The 17,204-nt window shown below is 68.9% G+C and carries 15 protein-coding genes; 8 read left to right on the top strand and 7 right to left on the bottom strand.

All coding sequences use genetic code 11. From position 1 onward, the window contains the following. Positions 1-268 precede the first annotated feature (268 nt). The gene (locus J2Y42_RS07705) at positions 269-1,102 is read right to left on the bottom strand and encodes an amidohydrolase family protein (protein WP_309856508.1); all 834 of its coding nucleotides are present in this window, start codon (positions 1,100-1,102) and stop codon (positions 269-271) included. Positions 1,103-1,105: 3 nt separating this feature from the next. Then, complete coding sequence (locus tag J2Y42_RS07700; RefSeq protein WP_309858064.1) at positions 1,106-2,464, bottom strand: alpha-L-fucosidase; 1,359 nt, start codon at positions 2,462-2,464, stop codon at positions 1,106-1,108. Positions 2,465-2,596: 132 nt separating this feature from the next. Here J2Y42_RS07700 and J2Y42_RS07695 point away from each other — a divergent pair, with 132 nt between their 5' ends. From J2Y42_RS07695 to J2Y42_RS07660, 8 genes are all read left to right on the top strand, one after another. After that, positions 2,597-3,961, top strand: a complete 1,365-nt coding sequence (locus J2Y42_RS07695) for an alpha-L-fucosidase (protein ID WP_309856505.1) — start codon at positions 2,597-2,599, stop codon at positions 3,959-3,961. A gap of 193 nt (positions 3,962-4,154) precedes the next feature. Further along, entirely contained in the window at positions 4,155-5,402 is a 1,248-nt protein-coding gene (locus J2Y42_RS07690) for an extracellular solute-binding protein (RefSeq protein ID WP_309856502.1), read from the top strand. A 3-nt stretch (positions 5,403-5,405) separates the two neighbouring features. After that, complete coding sequence (locus J2Y42_RS07685) at positions 5,406-6,392, top strand: sugar ABC transporter permease (protein WP_309856499.1); 987 nt, start codon at positions 5,406-5,408, stop codon at positions 6,390-6,392. After that, positions 6,382-7,272: a carbohydrate ABC transporter permease gene (locus tag J2Y42_RS07680; RefSeq protein WP_309856498.1), complete on the top strand. Its 891-nt coding sequence runs from the start codon at positions 6,382-6,384 to the stop codon at positions 7,270-7,272. The genes J2Y42_RS07685 and J2Y42_RS07680 overlap by 11 nt, the downstream gene beginning before the upstream one ends. Positions 7,273-7,304: 32 nt before the next feature. Beyond that, positions 7,305-8,429: a mandelate racemase/muconate lactonizing enzyme family protein gene (locus J2Y42_RS07675; RefSeq protein WP_309856495.1), complete on the top strand. Its 1,125-nt coding sequence runs from the start codon at positions 7,305-7,307 to the stop codon at positions 8,427-8,429. Then, complete coding sequence (locus tag J2Y42_RS07670; protein WP_309856492.1) at positions 8,429-9,406, top strand: aldo/keto reductase; 978 nt, start codon at positions 8,429-8,431, stop codon at positions 9,404-9,406. Before J2Y42_RS07675 ends, J2Y42_RS07670 begins: the two co-directional genes overlap by 1 nt. 55 nt (positions 9,407-9,461) lie before the next feature. Then, complete coding sequence (locus J2Y42_RS07665; protein WP_309856489.1) at positions 9,462-10,169, top strand: GntR family transcriptional regulator; 708 nt, start codon at positions 9,462-9,464, stop codon at positions 10,167-10,169. 93 nt (positions 10,170-10,262) lie between these two features. Continuing rightward, positions 10,263-11,555 (top strand): enolase C-terminal domain-like protein, encoded by a 1,293-nt coding sequence (locus tag J2Y42_RS07660; protein WP_309856486.1) that lies wholly within the window; start codon positions 10,263-10,265, stop codon positions 11,553-11,555. 6 nt (positions 11,556-11,561) lie between these two features. Here the strand turns inward: J2Y42_RS07660 and J2Y42_RS07655 are convergent, their stop codons facing one another. The 5 genes from J2Y42_RS07655 to J2Y42_RS07635 form a co-directional block, all read right to left on the bottom strand. After that, positions 11,562-12,659: a glycoside hydrolase family 172 protein gene (locus J2Y42_RS07655; protein ID WP_309856484.1), complete on the bottom strand. Its 1,098-nt coding sequence runs from the start codon at positions 12,657-12,659 to the stop codon at positions 11,562-11,564. A 47-nt stretch (positions 12,660-12,706) separates the two neighbouring features. Continuing rightward, positions 12,707-13,618, bottom strand: a complete 912-nt coding sequence (locus J2Y42_RS07650; protein ID WP_309856481.1) for a carbohydrate ABC transporter permease — start codon at positions 13,616-13,618, stop codon at positions 12,707-12,709. Continuing rightward, positions 13,615-14,472 (bottom strand): carbohydrate ABC transporter permease, encoded by an 858-nt coding sequence (locus tag J2Y42_RS07645; protein ID WP_396427150.1) that lies wholly within the window; start codon positions 14,470-14,472, stop codon positions 13,615-13,617. Before J2Y42_RS07645 ends, J2Y42_RS07650 begins: the two co-directional genes overlap by 4 nt. A 149-nt stretch (positions 14,473-14,621) precedes the next feature. Continuing rightward, the gene (locus J2Y42_RS07640; RefSeq protein ID WP_309856478.1) at positions 14,622-15,956 is read right to left on the bottom strand and encodes an extracellular solute-binding protein; all 1,335 of its coding nucleotides are present in this window, start codon (positions 15,954-15,956) and stop codon (positions 14,622-14,624) included. 162 nt (positions 15,957-16,118) lie between these two features. Further along, positions 16,119-17,156 (bottom strand): LacI family DNA-binding transcriptional regulator, encoded by a 1,038-nt coding sequence (locus J2Y42_RS07635; protein WP_309856476.1) that lies wholly within the window; start codon positions 17,154-17,156, stop codon positions 16,119-16,121. Positions 17,157-17,204 lie beyond the last annotated feature (48 nt).

Genomic DNA, 17,204 nt, shown 5'->3' with positions numbered 1-17,204 from the left:
GCGCGCATTCCGCACATTCGGCAGGAATCTCGCGGGGAGCCGCGAGAGGGTGCACTCGAAGGAGACGGCGGATCACCCCACGACTTGCGCCAAATCGCGGGAATGCGGCGCCCAGAACCGCGATTTGGCGCAAATCTCGCCGGGACGTGAGGCGCGGGACCGCGACTTGGCGCAAATCTCACGCCGCGGTGGGGAGAGGGCGCGCACATTCGTGCCGAATGTGCGCTTTGCGCGCCGCATTCCGCACATTCGGCACGAATCTCGCGGGTCAGGGGAGGCGGTAGGCGCGAGCCGCGGTGCCGGCGAGCACCTCGTCGCGCTCGGCGGGGGTCAGCGGCTCCAGGAGGGCGCGCGTGGTCGCCATGGTTTCTGCGTAGGGCGTCGCGAGGGTCGAGACCGGCCAGTCGCCGCCGTAGAGGAGGCGCGACGGGCCGAATGCGGCGAGCGCACGATCGACGTACGGACGCAGGTCCGCGGCCGACGCGCGCCCGGCCGGCCCGAGGGTCGTCAGGCCGGACAGCTTCGCGAAGACGTTCGGGCGGCGCGCAAGCGAATCCATCAGCCTCCCCCAGTCACCGGGTTCCGCGCCGACCGGCGGCGTTCCGAGGTGGTCGATGACGAGCCGCAGCTCCGGCAGCTCGTCGGCGAGCGCGACCGCGTGCTCCAGGTGCCGCGGGAGAACCCCGATCACGTCGAACGTCAGCCCGCGGGAGGCGAGCACACCGAGCGACCGGCGCACCGGCTCCTGCGCCAGCCAGTCCGGGTCGGGTTCGTCGTGGATGAGGTGCCGGATTCCGACAAGCGGCCCCGCCCCAGCCCACCGGTCCAGCTGCTCTCCGACCCGGTCGGGGTCGAGCAGGTCGACCCACGCAACCACGCCGACGACCAGCGGCGACTCCGCAGCGACGGCGAACATCGCCGCGGAGTCCTCGGTCGTGCTCGCCGCCTGGACGAGCACGACCCCGTCCACCCCGGCCTCCCGCAGCTGCGGTTCCGCCTCGGCGAGCGTGAACGTGCGGTTGATCGGGGCGACCGCGTCGGACAGCCACGAGTAGGTCCCGTGCTCGAGGTCCCACAGGTGAAGGTGCGCGTCGATCGCCATGGCTCAGACCAGGTCGAACCGGACGAGGGAAGGCCCGGCGACCGCCGGCTCCGGGAGGGTCAGGGCGATCGCGTCACCGTCCCGCGTCGCGGCGACCGGCGTGCCGTCCGCGAGCCGCGCGCTGTCCGCATCCACCGCAGCCGACACGCCCTCGAGGCGCACCGAACCGGTCGCGTCGACGAACGCGTTCGCGATCGAGTCGGTCGAGTCGCCCTCGCCGCCGCGCGTCCAGCGCACCCACGGCTCGTCCGACGGACGGGCGACGGATGCGTCCAACACCTGCGAGCCGAACACGGCATCCCCGTTCACCGCGTTCCACGCGGCCAGGTGCTCCAGCGTCCGCCGCTGCAGATCGGGTACGGTCCCGCGCGCGGTCAGCCCGACGTTGAGCAGCAGGTTGCCGCCGCGCGAGACGATGTCGACGAACGTCTTCACCGCATCCGGGCCGCTCAGCATGTGGCGCTCGTCCTCGAGCGTGTTGTACCCGAAGGAGTACCCGATCCCGCGGCAGTTCTCCCACGCGCCGGCGCCCTCGACGTTGGTGCCGTTCTGGTACTCGCTGGTGCGGAAGTCCCAGTGCGTCTCGCCCCAGCGGTCGTTCGAGACGCCGTCGGGGGCGGCCGCGTAGAACTTCTCGAACAGCCGCTCCATGCTGTGCGGACCGCTGGGCTTGCCCGCATCCGGCCACTCGATGTCGCCCCAGAGCACATCCGGACGGTAGCGGTCGATGAGGTCGGCGACGTGCTCGTACGCGTACTCGGCGTAGCCGGCGTCGACGGGACGGCGGAAGGCCTGGCCGTCGTCGGTGATCGGCTCCAGCTCGGAGTAGTGCCAGTCGAGCCCGCCGGAGTAGTAGACGCCGAATCGCAGGCCGGCCGCACGGGTCGCCTGCTCGAAAGCGCCGACGAGGTCGCGGTGCGGTCCGCGGGCGACGGTGTTGCGGCCGTCGGTGCCGGGCGCGTCCCACAGGGTCACACCGTCGTGATGCTTCGTGGTGGGCACGAAGTAGCGGGCGCCGGTGCTCTTCACGAGCGCGATGAACGCCTCGGGGTCGAAGTCGACCGGGTCCCACTGGTCGATGAAGTCGTCGTAGGGCGCCCCGCCGTAGACCTCCCGCTGGTGCTCGGCGGCCGGGCTGCCGGGGATGCGGATGGTGTTGTAGTACCACTCGGCGTACGGGTTGTGCGCGAACCAGTACCCCTTCTCGATCGTGCCCAGCTCGCCGATCGGCTCGGCCCACGCTGGCACCGAGTACGGCCCCCAGTGCACGAAGATCCCGAGCTTGGCGTCGGTGAACCACTGCGGCACCTCGCGCTCGAACCGGCGGTAGTTCTCCGGGCGGACGGGATCGTCTGTGAACATGGCCACGGGTGGTCTCCTTCGTCGTCGAATGGATGCGCCGGAGCGATTGTGGGATGCGTCCGGAATCCATATCCTATAGGCAATAGCATCCGTCTTCAACGATGCGATTCCCCCACTCGAAGGAGAGTTCCCGTGACCACCGCGCTCGACGCACCCCCCGCCTCGTTCGTCCGGCCCACCGACTTCCGTTTGCCCGGAGGCGAGTGGTTCATCGGAGCGGGCTTCGGCCTGTTCGTGCACTGGGACCACGCCAGCCAGCAGGGGATCGAGATCTCCTGGCCGCTGGTCGGTCGTTCCATCATCCCCGGTTCCGACGGCGTCGAGGACACCGTGTCCGTCGACGAGTACCAGTCCACCGCGGCGACCTTCAACCCGGTCGAGTGGGATGCGGTCGCTCTGGCCCGTCTCGCGAAGCGCGCGGGCGCCCGCTACGTCGTCTTCACCGCCCGCCACCACGCGGGCTACGCGATGTTCCACACCGAGCAGTCCGACTTCGGTATCGAGCACTCGCCCTTCGGTCGCGACATCACGCGCGAGTTCGTCGAGGCGATCCGCGCGGAGGGCATCCGTGTCGGCATCTACTACAGCCTCCCGGACTGGAACCACCCGGACTACCCCGCCTTCCGCATGGAGGACCGCCCGTACGCGCTCGAGCACTGGCCGGCCGCCGGCGACCCCGCCAACGCCGGCACGCCGGTCGCCGACGACCGCCACCGCCGCGCGACGCCCGAGCAGTGGCAGCGGTACCAGGCGTATCTGCGCGGCCAGCTCACCGAGCTGCTCACCCGCTACGGCACCATCGACCTGCTCTGGTTCGACGGCGAGTGGGAGCGGTCCGAGCAGGAGTGGGACAGCGCGGGCCTGCGCGCCCTCATCAAGTCCCTGCAGCCGGATGTCGTCATCAACGACCGCCTGCTCGGCCAGGGGGACTACAAGACGCCCGAGCAGGGCTTCCCTGTCACGGCGCCCGACGGGCCGTGGGAGCTGTGCATGACCATCGGGCAGATGTGGGCGTGGCGACCCGGCGACACCAAGAGCAAGAGCACCACCTCCCTGATCACGACGCTGATCGAAGTGGCGTCGCGCGGCGGCAACCTCCTGCTGAACATCGGCCCGAAGGGCGACGGCAGCCTCAACGAGTCGCAGGTGCGCACCCTGGGGGAGATCGGCGAGTGGATGGACGTGCACGCCGAGAGCGTCGTCGACGTCGCCCCCACCGTCGGAGTCGATTTCTACGGTCCGTCCACCGCCCGGCCGGGGACGCTGTACCTGCACCTGGTGATGCGTCCGATCGAGGAGGTCGTCGTGCGCGGCATCCCGGTCGGCCGGGTCACCGGGGTCCGCCTGCTGGCGACCGGCGAGGAGCTCCCCTACGAAGTGAACCTGGAGGTGCACGAGCAGCCGGCGCCCGGAGTCGACCCGCTGGGCGAGCTCCACATCCCCGCGCCGGCAGCATCGGACGCGGTCGTCGATGTCATCGCGATCGATTTCGCGTAGACCGGGCCGACCTCTTGACCCGCGCCCGGGCCCGGCTCTAAGCTCCGCATGAGGCCTATATCGTAGACCCTATAGGATTGTGAACCACCCGACCGGGCGAGAACGCCCCGGACGATCCTCACGAAGACAGCACGACAGGCACCACCAACGCAAGGCGATCACCTGGATGAATCCAATGGAGGAGGCACAGCACGTGACACCACGAAGCAAGCGCAGGGCGGCCAGGATCGGAACCGCCGTCCTGCTGACCGGAGCACTCACCGCACTGGCCGGCTGCGCCGGCGGCAGCGGGGGCGACGCCAAGGGCGGCCCGATCAGCATGTACACCTGGGTCAGCAGTCAGAGCGACCGCGACCAGTGGGAAGGCTTCATCGATCTCGGCAAGAAGGTCGACCCCGACCTCGACGTCACGATCGAGGGCCCGAGCTTCAACGACTACTGGACCAAGGTCAAGACCCGCCTCAGCGGCTCCAACCCGCCCTGCCTGCTCACCACCCAGGCCGCGCGGGCCCAGGAGCTCTCGGGACTGCTCATGCCGCTGAACGACCTGATCAAGAAGAACAAGCTCGACACCTCGAAGTTCGACGAGTCGATGCTGAAGGGCATGACCGTGGACGGCACGATCCGCGCGATCCCCTACGACGCCGAGCCGATCGTCCTCTACTACAACGCGGACTCCTTCGCGAAGGCGGGCCTGCAGCTCCCGAGCACCACCTACACGCGGGAGCAGTTCCTGGCCGACGCGAAGAAGCTGACGACGGGCGACCACAAGGCGCTCGCGATCTCCCCCGGCTTCTTCATCCCGAACGCCTGGGCCATCGCCGACGGCGCGGAGGCCGTGAAGGACTCCAAGCTCGACCTCACCAACTCCAAGCTGGTGGACCAGGTGCAGTCCTACTTCGACCTCGTCGGCAAGGAGGGCATCGCGAAGGCCCCCGAGGCCGCGGACGGCTCCGACGTCTCCCAGTCGGCGTTCACCAGCGGCGCCGTCGACATGCTGATCGAGGGCCCGTGGATGTACGGCACCTTCGCCGACGCCGCCAAGTTCACGATGGGCGTGACGATCGTCCCGAGCACCTCCGGTGAGGCGCACGGCATGACGGCCGGCTCCGGCTTCGGCATCGCGAAGAACTGCAAGAACCCGGACGCGGCCTTCAAGGCGATCGTCGCGATGACCGACACCAGCGTCCTGAAGGGTCAGGCGGAGAAGCGCGGCATCGTGCCCTCCCGTGCTGACGCCCAGTCGGCCTGGGCCGAGGGCAAGTCGCCGGAGGCGTACGCCGCGGTGCAGGCTCTGCTGAAGAACGCGACGGCGCAGATCACCACCCCCACCTGGAACCAGGTGGAGACCCTGTTCACCCAGTACGGCGTCGAGGGGTACCGGGGTGACAAGACGGCCAAGGACGTGCTGAGCACGATCCAGAAGTCGGTCGGGCAGTAGCGCATGACCTCCCCCCTGGTCACGGGTGCCGTCGTCTCCGAGGAGACGGCGGCACCCGCCGCGCCCCCCACTCGCCCGTTCGGCGTGCCGCATCCCACCCCTCCGCGCCGGGGCGGCCGCAAGCGCCGCGGGGACGGCCTCGTCGCCCTCGCCTACCTCTGGCCGGGACTCGCCGGCTTCACCTTCTTCATCGTCGTCCCGCTGATCGGGTCGCTCGTCATCAGCCTGTTCGAGTGGCCGCTGTTCGGCGCCCCCACCTTCATCGGGCTGGCGAACTACCAGAAGCTGTTCAGCGACCCCACGTTCTACACCGTCCTGATCAACACGATCATCTTCGCCTTCGTCTACACGGCCCTGAATCTGGCCGTTGCCCTGGCGGTGTCGCTGTGGCTCAACACGCGTATCAAGTTCGCCGGCTTCTGGCGCGTCATCTTCTTCCTCCCGGCCATCACCCCGATGGTCGCGAACGCGCTGGTCTGGCGTCTGCTGCTCAGCGACAACGGCCTGGTGAACTCGGCCCTCGCCGGCATCGGCATCGACGGGCCCAGCTGGCTGTCCGACTCCCGCTTCGCCCTGGCGTCCGTCATCGCGATGTCGGTGTGGCAGTCGTTCGGCTACAACGTGATCGTGCTCTCGGCCGGCCTCGGCGGCATCCCGAAGGAGATCCTCGAGGCCTCCCGGATGGACGGCACGAACGCGTGGCAGCGGCTGCGGTCGATCATCCTGCCGATGATCTCGCCGTCACTGTTCTTCACCATGACGATGACGATGATCGGCGCGTTCCAGGTCTTCGTGCAGCCGCAGATCCTGACCCAGGGCGGACCGGGCGAGTCGACGAACACGTTCGTGCTCTACCTCTACCGCAACGGATTCGTCTTCGATCGGCTCGGCTACGCGTCGGCACTGGCGTGGATGCTCTTCATCGTCGTCATGATCATCACCGCGCTGCAGTTCGCGGGCCAGAAGAGGTGGGTCAACTATGACAAGTGACACGCTCGAACGGAGCCGCACGAGCGGCCGCCGTCACCGGCTCCGCCCGGCCCAGCGCGTCGTCGTGACGAAGACCTGGCTCAACACGCTCCTGATGGCCATCGTCGCGCTGCTGTTCACCTTCCCCTTCATCTGGATGTTCTTCTCGGCCCTCAAGCCGGAGTCCGAGGTGTTCTCGCCCAACCCGACATTCATCGGGTCCGAGGTGAAGTGGTCGAACTTCGTGGACGCCTGGACCCTGGTGCCGTTCGGCCGGTTCATCTTCAACGGCTTCTTCGTCTCGATCTGCGGCGCCCTGCTCTCGGTCATCGTCGCGGTGCTCTCGGCGTACGCGTTCTCGCGCCTGCGCTTCAAGTACCGCGACCGCATCTTCCTGCTCTACGTGCTGACGCTGGTGCTTCCGCAGGAGGTGCTGGTCGTCCCGCTGTTCATCATGATGAATCAGCTCGGCCTCGTCGACACGTATACGGCCCTGATCATCCCGTTCGCGTTCACCGCGTTCGGCACGTTCCTGCTCCGTCAGTTCTTCCTGACGATCCCGATCGAGTTCGAGGAGGCGGCGCTGATCGACGGCGCCTCGCGCTTCCGCACCCTGTGGTCGGTGCTCCTCCCGCAGCTCACCGCGCCGCTGTCGGTGCTGGGCGTGTTCTCGTTCGTCGGCTACTACAACTCCTACCTGTGGCCGCTGATCATCATCAACAGCCAGGAGCTGGCGACCGTGCCCCTCGGCCTCTCCATGTTCACGGGCGAGCACGGCACCCAGTGGAGCCTGATGATGGCCGCATCCACGATCGCGATCATCCCGTCGCTGATCATCGTCGCGCTGCTGCAGCGCCAGCTGATCAAGGGCGTCGCCCTCGGCGGCTTCGGCGGCCGCTGACCTCCCCGTCCCTCACCAGAAAGCAGAACACCATGAGCCTCGCCCCGCCCGCCGCCCTCACCGCCGTCGACGGCACGATCGTCAGCGCCGAGGCGTGGCTGAGCGACCTGGAGGTGGAGACGGTCCGCACGGACGCGGTGCAGTCGTTCCTGAAGCAGGAGACCATCTTCGTCCGGCTGCGCACGGTCGGCGGGGTCGAGGGCATCGGCTACAGCTACACGATCGGGACCGGCGGCGCGGCCGTCCTCAGCCTCCTACGCGAGACCCTGCTCGACGTCGTGGTCGGGATGGACGTGAACCGCCCGGAGGACGTCTGGCGCGCTCTGTTCTCCTCCACACGCGCGACGACCGTCGGCCTCATCACCTCGCTCGCGCTCGCCGCCGTCGACACCGCGGTGTGGGATGCGCGCTGCAAGGCGGCCGGCCTGCCGCTCTGGGTGGCGGCGGGAGGTGCGCAGCCGCGCATCCCGCTGTACGACACCGAGGGAGGCTGGCTGCACTTCAGCACGGACGAGCTGGTCGCGCAGGCGGTCGAGTCGCAGCGGCGCGGGCTCGGCGGCGTGAAGATCAAGGTCGGCAAGCCGCGCGCGCACGAGGACTTCGAGCGGTTGAGCGCCGTCCGCGAGGCCGTCGGGGACAGGATGGACATCATGGTGGATGCGAACCAATCCCTGACCGCTGCCGAGGCGATCCGCCGCGCAGCCCTGTTCGAGAAGCTCGACATCTTCTGGTTCGAGGAGCCCCTCCCCGCCGAGGACGTCGCCGGGCACCGCCGGCTCGCCGAGTCGACCAGCGTCCCGGTCGCGGTCGGCGAATCGATCTACTCGGTCGGCCACTTCCGCGAGTACCTGCAGTCGGGGGCCGCCTCCATCGTCCAGGTCGATGTCGCCCGGGTGGGCGGCATCACGCCGTGGCTGAAGGTCGCGCACCTCGCCGAGGCGTTCAACGTCGCTGTCGCACCGCACTTCCTGATGGAGCTGCACGTGTCGCTGTGCTGTGCGGTGCCCAACGCGCTCTACCTGGAGCACATCCCGCAGTTGCGCGCGGTGACCCGCTCGGAGATGACGATCCGCGACGGCCACGGCCTGGCGCCGTCGGAACCGGGGCTCGGCATCGAGTGGGACCTGGACGCCGTCGACGATCTGCGGGTCGCCTGATGGGACCGCAGCGTACGTTCGGGCGGGGCGGGCTGACCGTCGGCCCGATCGGCTACGGCTCCGCCGCTCTCGGCAACCTCTATCGGCCGCGGCCGGAAGACGAGTGGCCGGGCATCGTCCCCGCCGCCTGGGAGGCCGGTGTCCGCTACTTCGACACGGCGCCGCACTACGGCCTGGGGCTCGCCGAGGAGCGCCTGGGCGAGAGCCTGCGCGCCTTCCCGCGCGACGAGTACGTGCTCTCGACCAAGGTGGGCCGGGTCCTCGATCCCAACCCGGAATACCGGCCGGGCGACACCGACATCGCGAACCTGTTCGACGTGCCCGCGACTCTGCGGCGTCGCTTCGACTACTCGCGGGACGGCGTGCTCCGCTCGGTGGAGGACTCGCTGCGGCGCCTCGGTGTCGACCGCATCGACGTCCTGTTCGTCCACGACCCGGACGAGCACGAGCGCGAGGCCCTGGAGGGCGCCTTCCCGGCGCTCGACGAACTGCGGTCGCAGGGCGTCATCCGCTCGTACGGGGCCGGGATGAATCAGACCGCCATGCTCACCCGATTCGTCCGCGAGACGGACCTCGACATCGTGATGTGCGCGAACCGGTACACGTTGCTCGACCCGTCCGCCGAGCAGGAGCTGCTCCCGGCCGCGCAGGAACGCGGGGTGTCGGTCGCCGTCGCGGCGGTCTTCAACTCCGGCATCCTCGCCACCGTCCGGCCGGCAGCCGATGCCACCTTCGTCTACGGCGCGGCGTCGCCGGAGCTCATCGGGCGGGTGAACCGCATCGCCGATGTCGCGGAGCGGCACGGCGCCACGGTGCCGCAGCTCGCGGTGCAGTTCCCGCTGCGGCATCCCGCCGTCTCGACCGTGGTGCTCGGCGCGGACACCCCGGCGCAGATCGAGCGCAACGCCCGGCTGTCCACTCCCCCGGTGCCCGATGCGGTGTGGGAGGAGCTGCGGGAGGACGGTCTCTTGCCGTGACGATCCTGCATCCTCTATCCTCTCGGTTCCGCGGACGCAGACCTAGGATGTGCACATGACGATCCAATCGGGGGAACACTTCCTTCCGGCGCGGCGGGCGCTGGCCGACGATGTGTACGACGCCGTCCTCGGCCTGCTGATGGACCAGGTGATCGAGCCGGGCAGCCGCGCCAGCATCGACGGCATCGCGCGTCAGCTCAACGTCTCCCCCACGCCGGTCCGCGAGGCGCTGGCGCGTCTCGAGTCGGAGGGTCTCGTCGTCAAGAAGGCTCTGAAGGGCTACACAGCCGCGCCCCTGCTCGACAGCGACGGGCTGCGCCAGCTGTTCGAGATGCGCCGGCTGCTGGAGCCGTACGCGACCCGCAACGCAGCGGGCGAGCTGGATGCGGAGACCCTGAAGCAGCTGGAGGACCTCTGCGACGCCATGCACCGCAGCGGCCAGGCGGCGCAGACCGGCGGCGACCGCTTCAAGGACTACAAGGACTTCGCCAACCAGGACGCCGAGTTCCACCGCATCATCGCCGAGCACTCGGGCAACGCGCTGTTGGCCGACGCGATCGGGCGCCTCCGCTCGCACATGCACCAGTACCGCATCTACTTCAAGCACGGCGTCGTGGATGAGACGTCGGGCGAGCACGAGGCCGTCCTGGAAGCGCTGCGCAGCGGCAAGCCGGCTTCGGCCGAGAAGGCGATGCTCGACCACATCACCAAGTCGTACGCGCGCATCTCCGCCAGCCTCGCCGAGGCCGAGAAGGCCGGCTAGCGCCCCTCCCCCTCCGTCGCTTCCCTTTCTGCTGGCGCTCGTAGGGCTATATCCAATAGGATATTGAGCAACGGCGAGCGAGAGGACAACGGCGTGAGCATCGTCACGGGCTTCGAGACCCTGGATGTGCGGTTCGAGACATCCGCCCTGCTGGACGGGTCGGACGCGATGAACCCGGACCCGGACTACTCCGCCGCCTACCTGCGCGTTACGACCGACGCCCCGGACGGCCACGAGGGCCACGCCTTCGTGTTCACCATCGGACGCGGCAACGACGTCCAGGTCGCCGCCATCGAGGCCATCGCCCACCGCGTGGAGGGCAGGAACGTCGAAGCGATCCTGGACGACCTCGGCGGGTTCTGGCGCGAGTTCGTCCACGACTCGCAGCTGCGCTGGCTCGGCCCCGAGAAGGGCGTCATGCACATGGCCATCGGCGCCGTCGTCAATGCGTTCTGGGACCTCAAGGCCAAGCGCGCCGGCCTCCCGTTGTGGCAGCTGCTCTCCCGCATGTCGCCGGAGGAGCTCGTCTCGCTCGTCGACTTCCGGTACCTCACCGACGCCCTGACCCCGGAGCAGGCGCTCGAGCTGCTTCGCGCGGCGGAGCCGGGCCGCGCCGCGCGCGAAGCCGAACTGCTCGCCGACGGGTATCCCGGATACACGACCACGCCTGGCTGGCTCGGCTACTCCGACGAGAAGCTGCGGCGCCTGGCGCGCGAGGCCGTCGACGACGGCTTCACGCAGATCAAGCTCAAGGTCGGCGACCGGCTCGACGACGACCTCCGCCGTCTTCGCGTGGCCCGCGACACGGTCGGCCCCGACATCCGGATCGCCATCGACGCCAACCAGCGCTGGGACCGCGACCAGGCCATCGAGTGGATCCGCGCCCTCCAGCCGTTCGACCTCGCCTGGGTCGAGGAGCCCACCAGCCCGGACGATGTGCTCGCGCATGGGGCGATCGCCGAGGCCGTGGCGCCCGTCCCGATCGCGACCGGCGAGCACGGCATGAGCCGGGTGCTGTTCAAGCAGCTGCTGCAGGCGGGCGCCGCCTCCATCGTCCAGATCGACTCGACCCGGGTCGCCGGGGTCAACGAGAACATCGCGATCCTGCTGCTCGCGGCGAAATTCGGCGTCCCGGTGTGCCCGCATGCCGGCGGCGTAGGCCTGTGCGAGGCGGTGCAGCACTTCTCGATGTTCGACTTCGTCGCCGTCTCCGGCAGCCAGGAGGGCCGGATGATCGAGTACACGACGCACCTGCACGAGCACTTCGTCACCCCGGCCGAGGTGACCGGCGGCCGCTACCGCGCGCCGCTGGCGCCGGGCATCGGGATGGAGATGCTCGCCTCATCCCTCTACGAGCACGAGGTCGGCCCCCTGCTCGTCGACTGACGCCGATCAGCGCGGGACGCGGGCCGCGGCGTCCGGGAAGGCCGGCGCCTCCGGCTGCGGGCCGGACTGGTACCAGTAGGCGACGGAGAAGACGTCGTCGGTGCGCTCGAAGAGGCCCTTGTCCCAGACGCCGATCTGCTGCACGGTCACGCGCAGGTCGCTCTCGAAGAAGATCGGGTCGGGCAGGTGCCAGCGGTACACCGCGTGCATCGGCGCCGTGGAGGTGATGAACGTACCCCCGCGCGTCTCGTCACGCGTGCTGAAGAACGGATAACCGCAGTACGGCGCACTGAACGTCAGCGGAACGGGCTCGGGATCGTGGCGCAACTCGTCCTGGAATGCCCAGGCGCCGCCCGCGTAGTCCTCGAGCCCGGTGCTGCACAGCGTCGGGAGGTCGGTGTCGCCATCGACGAAGAACTTCACCTCGCCCTCGCCCCACCAGTACCGCGAGAGCGAAGCCACTCCGATGTAGGTGCCGAGGTAGCGGCCGCGGCCGGTGACGCCGTCGAGGATGACGTGGTCCTCCCCCAGTGCCGTGGTCGCGTTGGAGCGCCGCCACTGCGCGTGGAACAGCGGCGTCCCTTCGGGGATGTCGTCGCCGACGGTGTAGTCGACCTGGAAGAAGACGTGGTCGACGGAGGCCGCGTGGTCGCTGTCGAGCACGATGCGCGCGCGCCGCCGGAACGGCATCGGGATGTAGGAGTTCATCCCACCGGTCGGCGCCACCACGATCGGCTCGGACGTGACCAGCGCCCGCGCGGCGAAGCCGTTGCAGAAGAAGTCGCCGAGGGGCGCCTCGACCGCGGGCTGCTCCTCGTCGTCCCAGTACATCCGCAGCACCAGGTCGCGCAGCACGAACGGTCCGCCGTCCGTGCGGTCGGGGACCGTGATCCAGATGTGGCGGATGACGCCGGGGCCCTCGATGTCGGCGAGCGTCAGGCTGCCGCCGGCGGGCAGCGCCGCGTACGCGCTGCCCTTCCGGCCGGGACCGAGGTGCGAGCTCGCCGCCGCAGCCGCGCCGGGTGCGCCGGTGGGGTTCTCCGCGTTGATGGAGCGGGAGCGCACGCCGTCGGCGGCGAGCAGGTCGGACAGGGTGGGAAGCACGGTTCTCCTCAGGTCTGATGAGTGGATCGGATGGATGGGTCGGGCCGCTACTTGACCGAGCCGACGGTCACGCCGCGGCTCAGGGTGCGCTGGAAGATGATGAAGAACACGAGGGTCGGCAGCAGCGAGAGCAGCGACCCGGCGTTCAGCGAGGTGATGTCGATGGAGTTCTGACCCTGCAGGGTCGCCAGGGCGATCGGCACGGTCTGCACCGACTGGTCGGAGAGCAGGATGAGCGGGATGTAGAACTCGTTCCACGTCCAGACGAAGAAGAACACCATCAGCACCGAGAGCGTCGGCCGCATCACCGGATAGACCACCGACCAGAGGATGCGCCAGCGTCCGGCGCCGTCGAGCGCGGCGGCCTCCAGCAGCGACGGCGGCAGCGTCGACATCACGCTCGACAGCAGGTAGGTGCCGAAGGCCGCCTGGAGCACGGTGAAGACGATGATGACGCTCCACACGGTGTTGAAGGTGCCCGTCGCCTGCGCCCCGTAGAACAGCGGGTAGATCAGCGCCTCCTGCGGCAGCATCGTCGCCAGCAGGAAGACGGCGAGCAGCGCCGTGCTCCCGCGCACCCGGCCGACGCCGATCGCGTAGGCGCTGAGCAGCGAGACGAGCGTTCCCAGCAGGGCCACCAGCGTCGAGATGACCACCGAGTTCCACAGCGCGCGGAGGAAGTCGACGCGGTCGAGGTAGTCCTGGAACGACTGCAGGCTCCAGCTGGTCGGAAGCGCGAGCGGGCCGTGCGCCGAGTAGTCGGTGCCGGTCTTGAACGCATTGAGCACGAGCAGGACGAGCGGCGCGAGCATCACCAGCGCGATCAGCACGGCGGCGGCGAGGATGAGCCACCGGAGCGGCCGGCGCGGGCGGCGTCGACGGGTGCCCGCGCGGACGGTCCGCTGCGGCGCATCGACCCGGCGCGGACGGGAGTCGGTGGGTGCGGTCGTCGTGGTCATCCGGCGGCCTCCTCTCGAGCGCCCCGCCGCTGGAGCCAGAGCATGACGCCGGCGACGAGGAAGATGACGATGGACATGGCAGTCGCGATGGCGGAGCCGTAGCCGACCTTGGAGAGCTCGAAGAAGTTCCGGTACGAGTAGTAGGACGGCACGACGGTCGAGCCCTCCGGCCCGCCTCCGGTGAGGATGAGGATGGGCGCGAAGACCTTGAGCGCCCCGACGGTCGCGGTGATCACCACGACGAACACTTCCGGCCGGATCTGCGGGACCGTGATCGCGCGGAACCGCCGCCACCAGCCGGCGCCGTCGAGGGAGGCTGCTTCGTACAGCTCCGGGTCGACGCGCTGGAGGGCGGCCATGAAGATCACGACCGGGTAGCCGAGCTGGAGCCAGATCAGCATGAGCATGACGGCGTAGATCGCGATGCTCGGGTCGCCGAGCCAGTCCGGCGGACTCTTCACGCCCAGCGCTTCGATCACGCTGTTGAGCAGGCCGTTCTGGGTGGCGAGCACCCAGCTCCAGATGAAGCCGGCCACCGCGATCGGGAGGATCTGCGGCAGATAGTAGGTGGCCCGGAGGAACGCGGCGGTCCTGCCGCCGAACTCCCGGCCGATGTAGTCGAAGAGCATCGCTGCGAGCAGCAGTCCGAGCAGGGTGGGGACGATCACGATGCCGACGATCATGAAGATCGTGTTGGTGAAGGCCAGCCAGAACTGCGAGTCGTGCAGCAGGTCCACGTAGTTCTGCAGGCCGTTCCACCGCATCGGCGCGATGCCGCCCTTCCAGCGGAACAGGCTGATGAACACGTTCATCGCGAACGGGAGGAGGACGATCACCGCCGTCCCGATGATCATCGGGAGGAGGTACATCCAGTAGCCGGCGCGTCGTGCGGGGCGTCGGCGCCGCAGCGGGGGTGCCGCGGCGGAGGTCGCTGTCGTCATGTCATGCTCTCCGGGTCCGGAGGGAGGGGCGGGGCCGCGCGTCGGCGGCCCCGCCCATCCACTCAGCCCTGGTCGGTCGCCTTCTTGCCGTCGTCGTAGAACTTCTGGAGCTTCTGGATGTACTCGTCCGCCGTCTCGTTCTTGTTGGACATCGCGGCCATGTTGGTCTGGATGAAGTCCAGGAATCCCGGAACCGGGTAGTCCGGGTAGAAGGTCAGGGTGTCCGCCTTGACGATCTCGTCGAAGCGCTCGGTGTACGCGCGGGTCACCGGGTCGGTGATCTTCGAGGAGTCGCCCGCGAGCGGGAGGCCGCCGAGTTCGCCGATCTTGTTCTGGACCTCCGGGCTCAGCGTCGTGTCGATCCAGTCGTAGGCGAGGTCCTTGTTCTTCGCCTTGGCGGGCACGCCCCACAGGTGGCCGGACGACCCCATCGACATGTTCGCGCCGGGCAGGGTGAAGTAGCCCCAGGCGAAGTCCTTCTGGTCCTTCACCCGCGAGAACACGCCGTTGTTCCAGATGAGCATCCCGGTCTTTCCGCTCAGGAAGTTGACGTTCGCCTGCTCGTAGGTGAGGCCGGCGAGGTCGGTGCCGAGGTAGCCCTTGTCGATCCAGTCCTGGAACTGCTCGGTGCCCTTCTTCCACGGGTCCGCGGAGAAGTCGACCTTGCCCTTCAGGAACATGAAGTCGTCGATCTGCTTCCGGTCGGCGTAGGCGGAGACGAGCGAGTACCAGACCCACATCTGGTTGAAGCCCTGGTTGGTCGATGCCGAGGATGACACCGGCGTGATCCCGGCGGCCTGCAGCTTCTGCATCGCCGCGACGAACTCGTCCATGGTCTTCGGCTCGGCGGTGATGCCGGCCTTCGCGAAGAGGTCCTTGTTGTAGTAGAAGGTGACGTACTCGCCGATGTTGGGGATGCCGTACCAGTCGCCGGAGCCGGCCTTGCCCTGCTCGTCGTACTTGGCGAAGGACTGCATGCCGCCGGTGACCTTCTTGTCCCAGCCGTACTTCTCCACCTGGTCGTTCAGCGGCGTGAGCAGTCCCTGGCTGGCGAGCTGGCCGCCGTCGGCGTTGCCCTTGTTGAACTCGACGACGTCGGGCACCTTGTTGCCGCCGAGGGTGAGCTTGGCGTTCTTGCGGACGGCGTCGAAGCTGGTGGTCTGGAAGTCGACCTTCACGTCGGGATGCTTCTTCTTGAACATCTCGAGGGCCAGCTGCCAGCCCTGGCCCTGCGCCGTCTTCGGGTCCTCGTACTGGAGGATCGTGAACGTCTTGCCGGCGTCTCCGCCGTTGCCGCTGCTGCAGCCGACGAGGCCGGCGGCGGCCACGGCGACCGCCGCTGCTGCGGCGGCGAGGCGGGCGACGGTGCGGCCGCCCGGTTTCCGGGGTGTTGTCATTGCGTTGCTCCTTTGCATCGGGTGTTCGGGGTGCGGGTGTTCGGGTGGTGCGGATGGTGGGCATGGTGAGGAGGACGGCGGGCGGGCGGGCAGGCTCCCGCCACCGGTGTCTCCGGTCGGTGCTTCGGGATGTGGGGGCCGGATGCGTGGCCCGGGACGCGGTCAGGTGCCGGAAGGCGGCCCGATCGAGTGCCGGAGGACGGGCGCACAGGGCATGAGGAACCCTTCGCGCTCGGCGCCGTCGAGGGATCCGTCGAGGCGTCCGACCACGCGGCGCACCGCCCATTCACCCATGTCGCGGTGCGGCAGCTGCACGGTCGTGAGTCCCGGGTCGAGCGCCTCCGCGACGAACTCCTGGTTGTCGAAGCCGGCGATCGAGAGGTCACCGGGGATGTCGAGCCCGAGGTGACGCGCCACCTGGTAGAAGCCCATCGCGGTCTGGTCGCTGAAGCAGAACACGGCGGTCGGCCTGTCCTCCCGGTCGAGCAGCTGCCGGGCAGGCTCGACCGCGAACCGCGTGGCCGCGTCCTCCGCGACCACGGTGAGGCTCTCGTCCCGGCGGAGGCCGGCCTCCGCCAGCGCGCGCTCGTGGCCGCGGGCGCGCAGCCGCGAGGCGATCGGGTAGGCGCGGACGTCGCAGAAGCCGATCCGGGTGTGGCCGGCCTCGATGAGCAGACGGGTCGAGGTGTACGCGCCCAGTTCCTCGTCGGGCACGACGTAGTCGACCGTGGGATGCGCATCCTCCACGGAGGGACGCCCGTCGAGGATGACGACCGGCATCGTCGGCGGGACGAGCGGCAGCTCCACCAGCTTGTGGAAGTTGGTCGCGACGATCAGGCCCTCGATGTTGCGCTGGAGGAGGGACTGCACCGCCGGCGTCTGCACCTCGTCGTTGCCGTAGGTGTCGATGAGCATCAGCATGAAGCCGCTGTCCCACGCCGCCTGCTGCGCGCCCGCGAGCATGTGACCGGAGAACGGCACCGTCGCGACCTGGTCGGACACCATCCCGATCGTGCGGCTCTGCTTGGTCTTGAGCGACCGCGCCAGCTGATTGGGCACGTACCCGAGCTCGTCCGCGACCTGCTTGATGCGCTGGGCGACCGACGCGTTGACGCGGCCCTCGCCACGACCGCTGAGCACCAGGCTGACGCTCGACACGGAGACGCCGACGTGCGAGGCGATGTCCTTCATCGTCAGCATCGGCGCTCCCTTGCTCTGTACGTCAATCGGTTGACTTCAATCGATTGA

It is taken from the genome of Leifsonia sp. 1010 (genome assembly GCF_031455295.1).
Taxonomy (GTDB): domain Bacteria; phylum Actinomycetota; class Actinomycetes; order Actinomycetales; family Microbacteriaceae; genus Leifsonia.
Note: the sequence above shows the minus strand (reverse complement) of the source record. Positions and strands in the feature narration are given on the sequence as shown.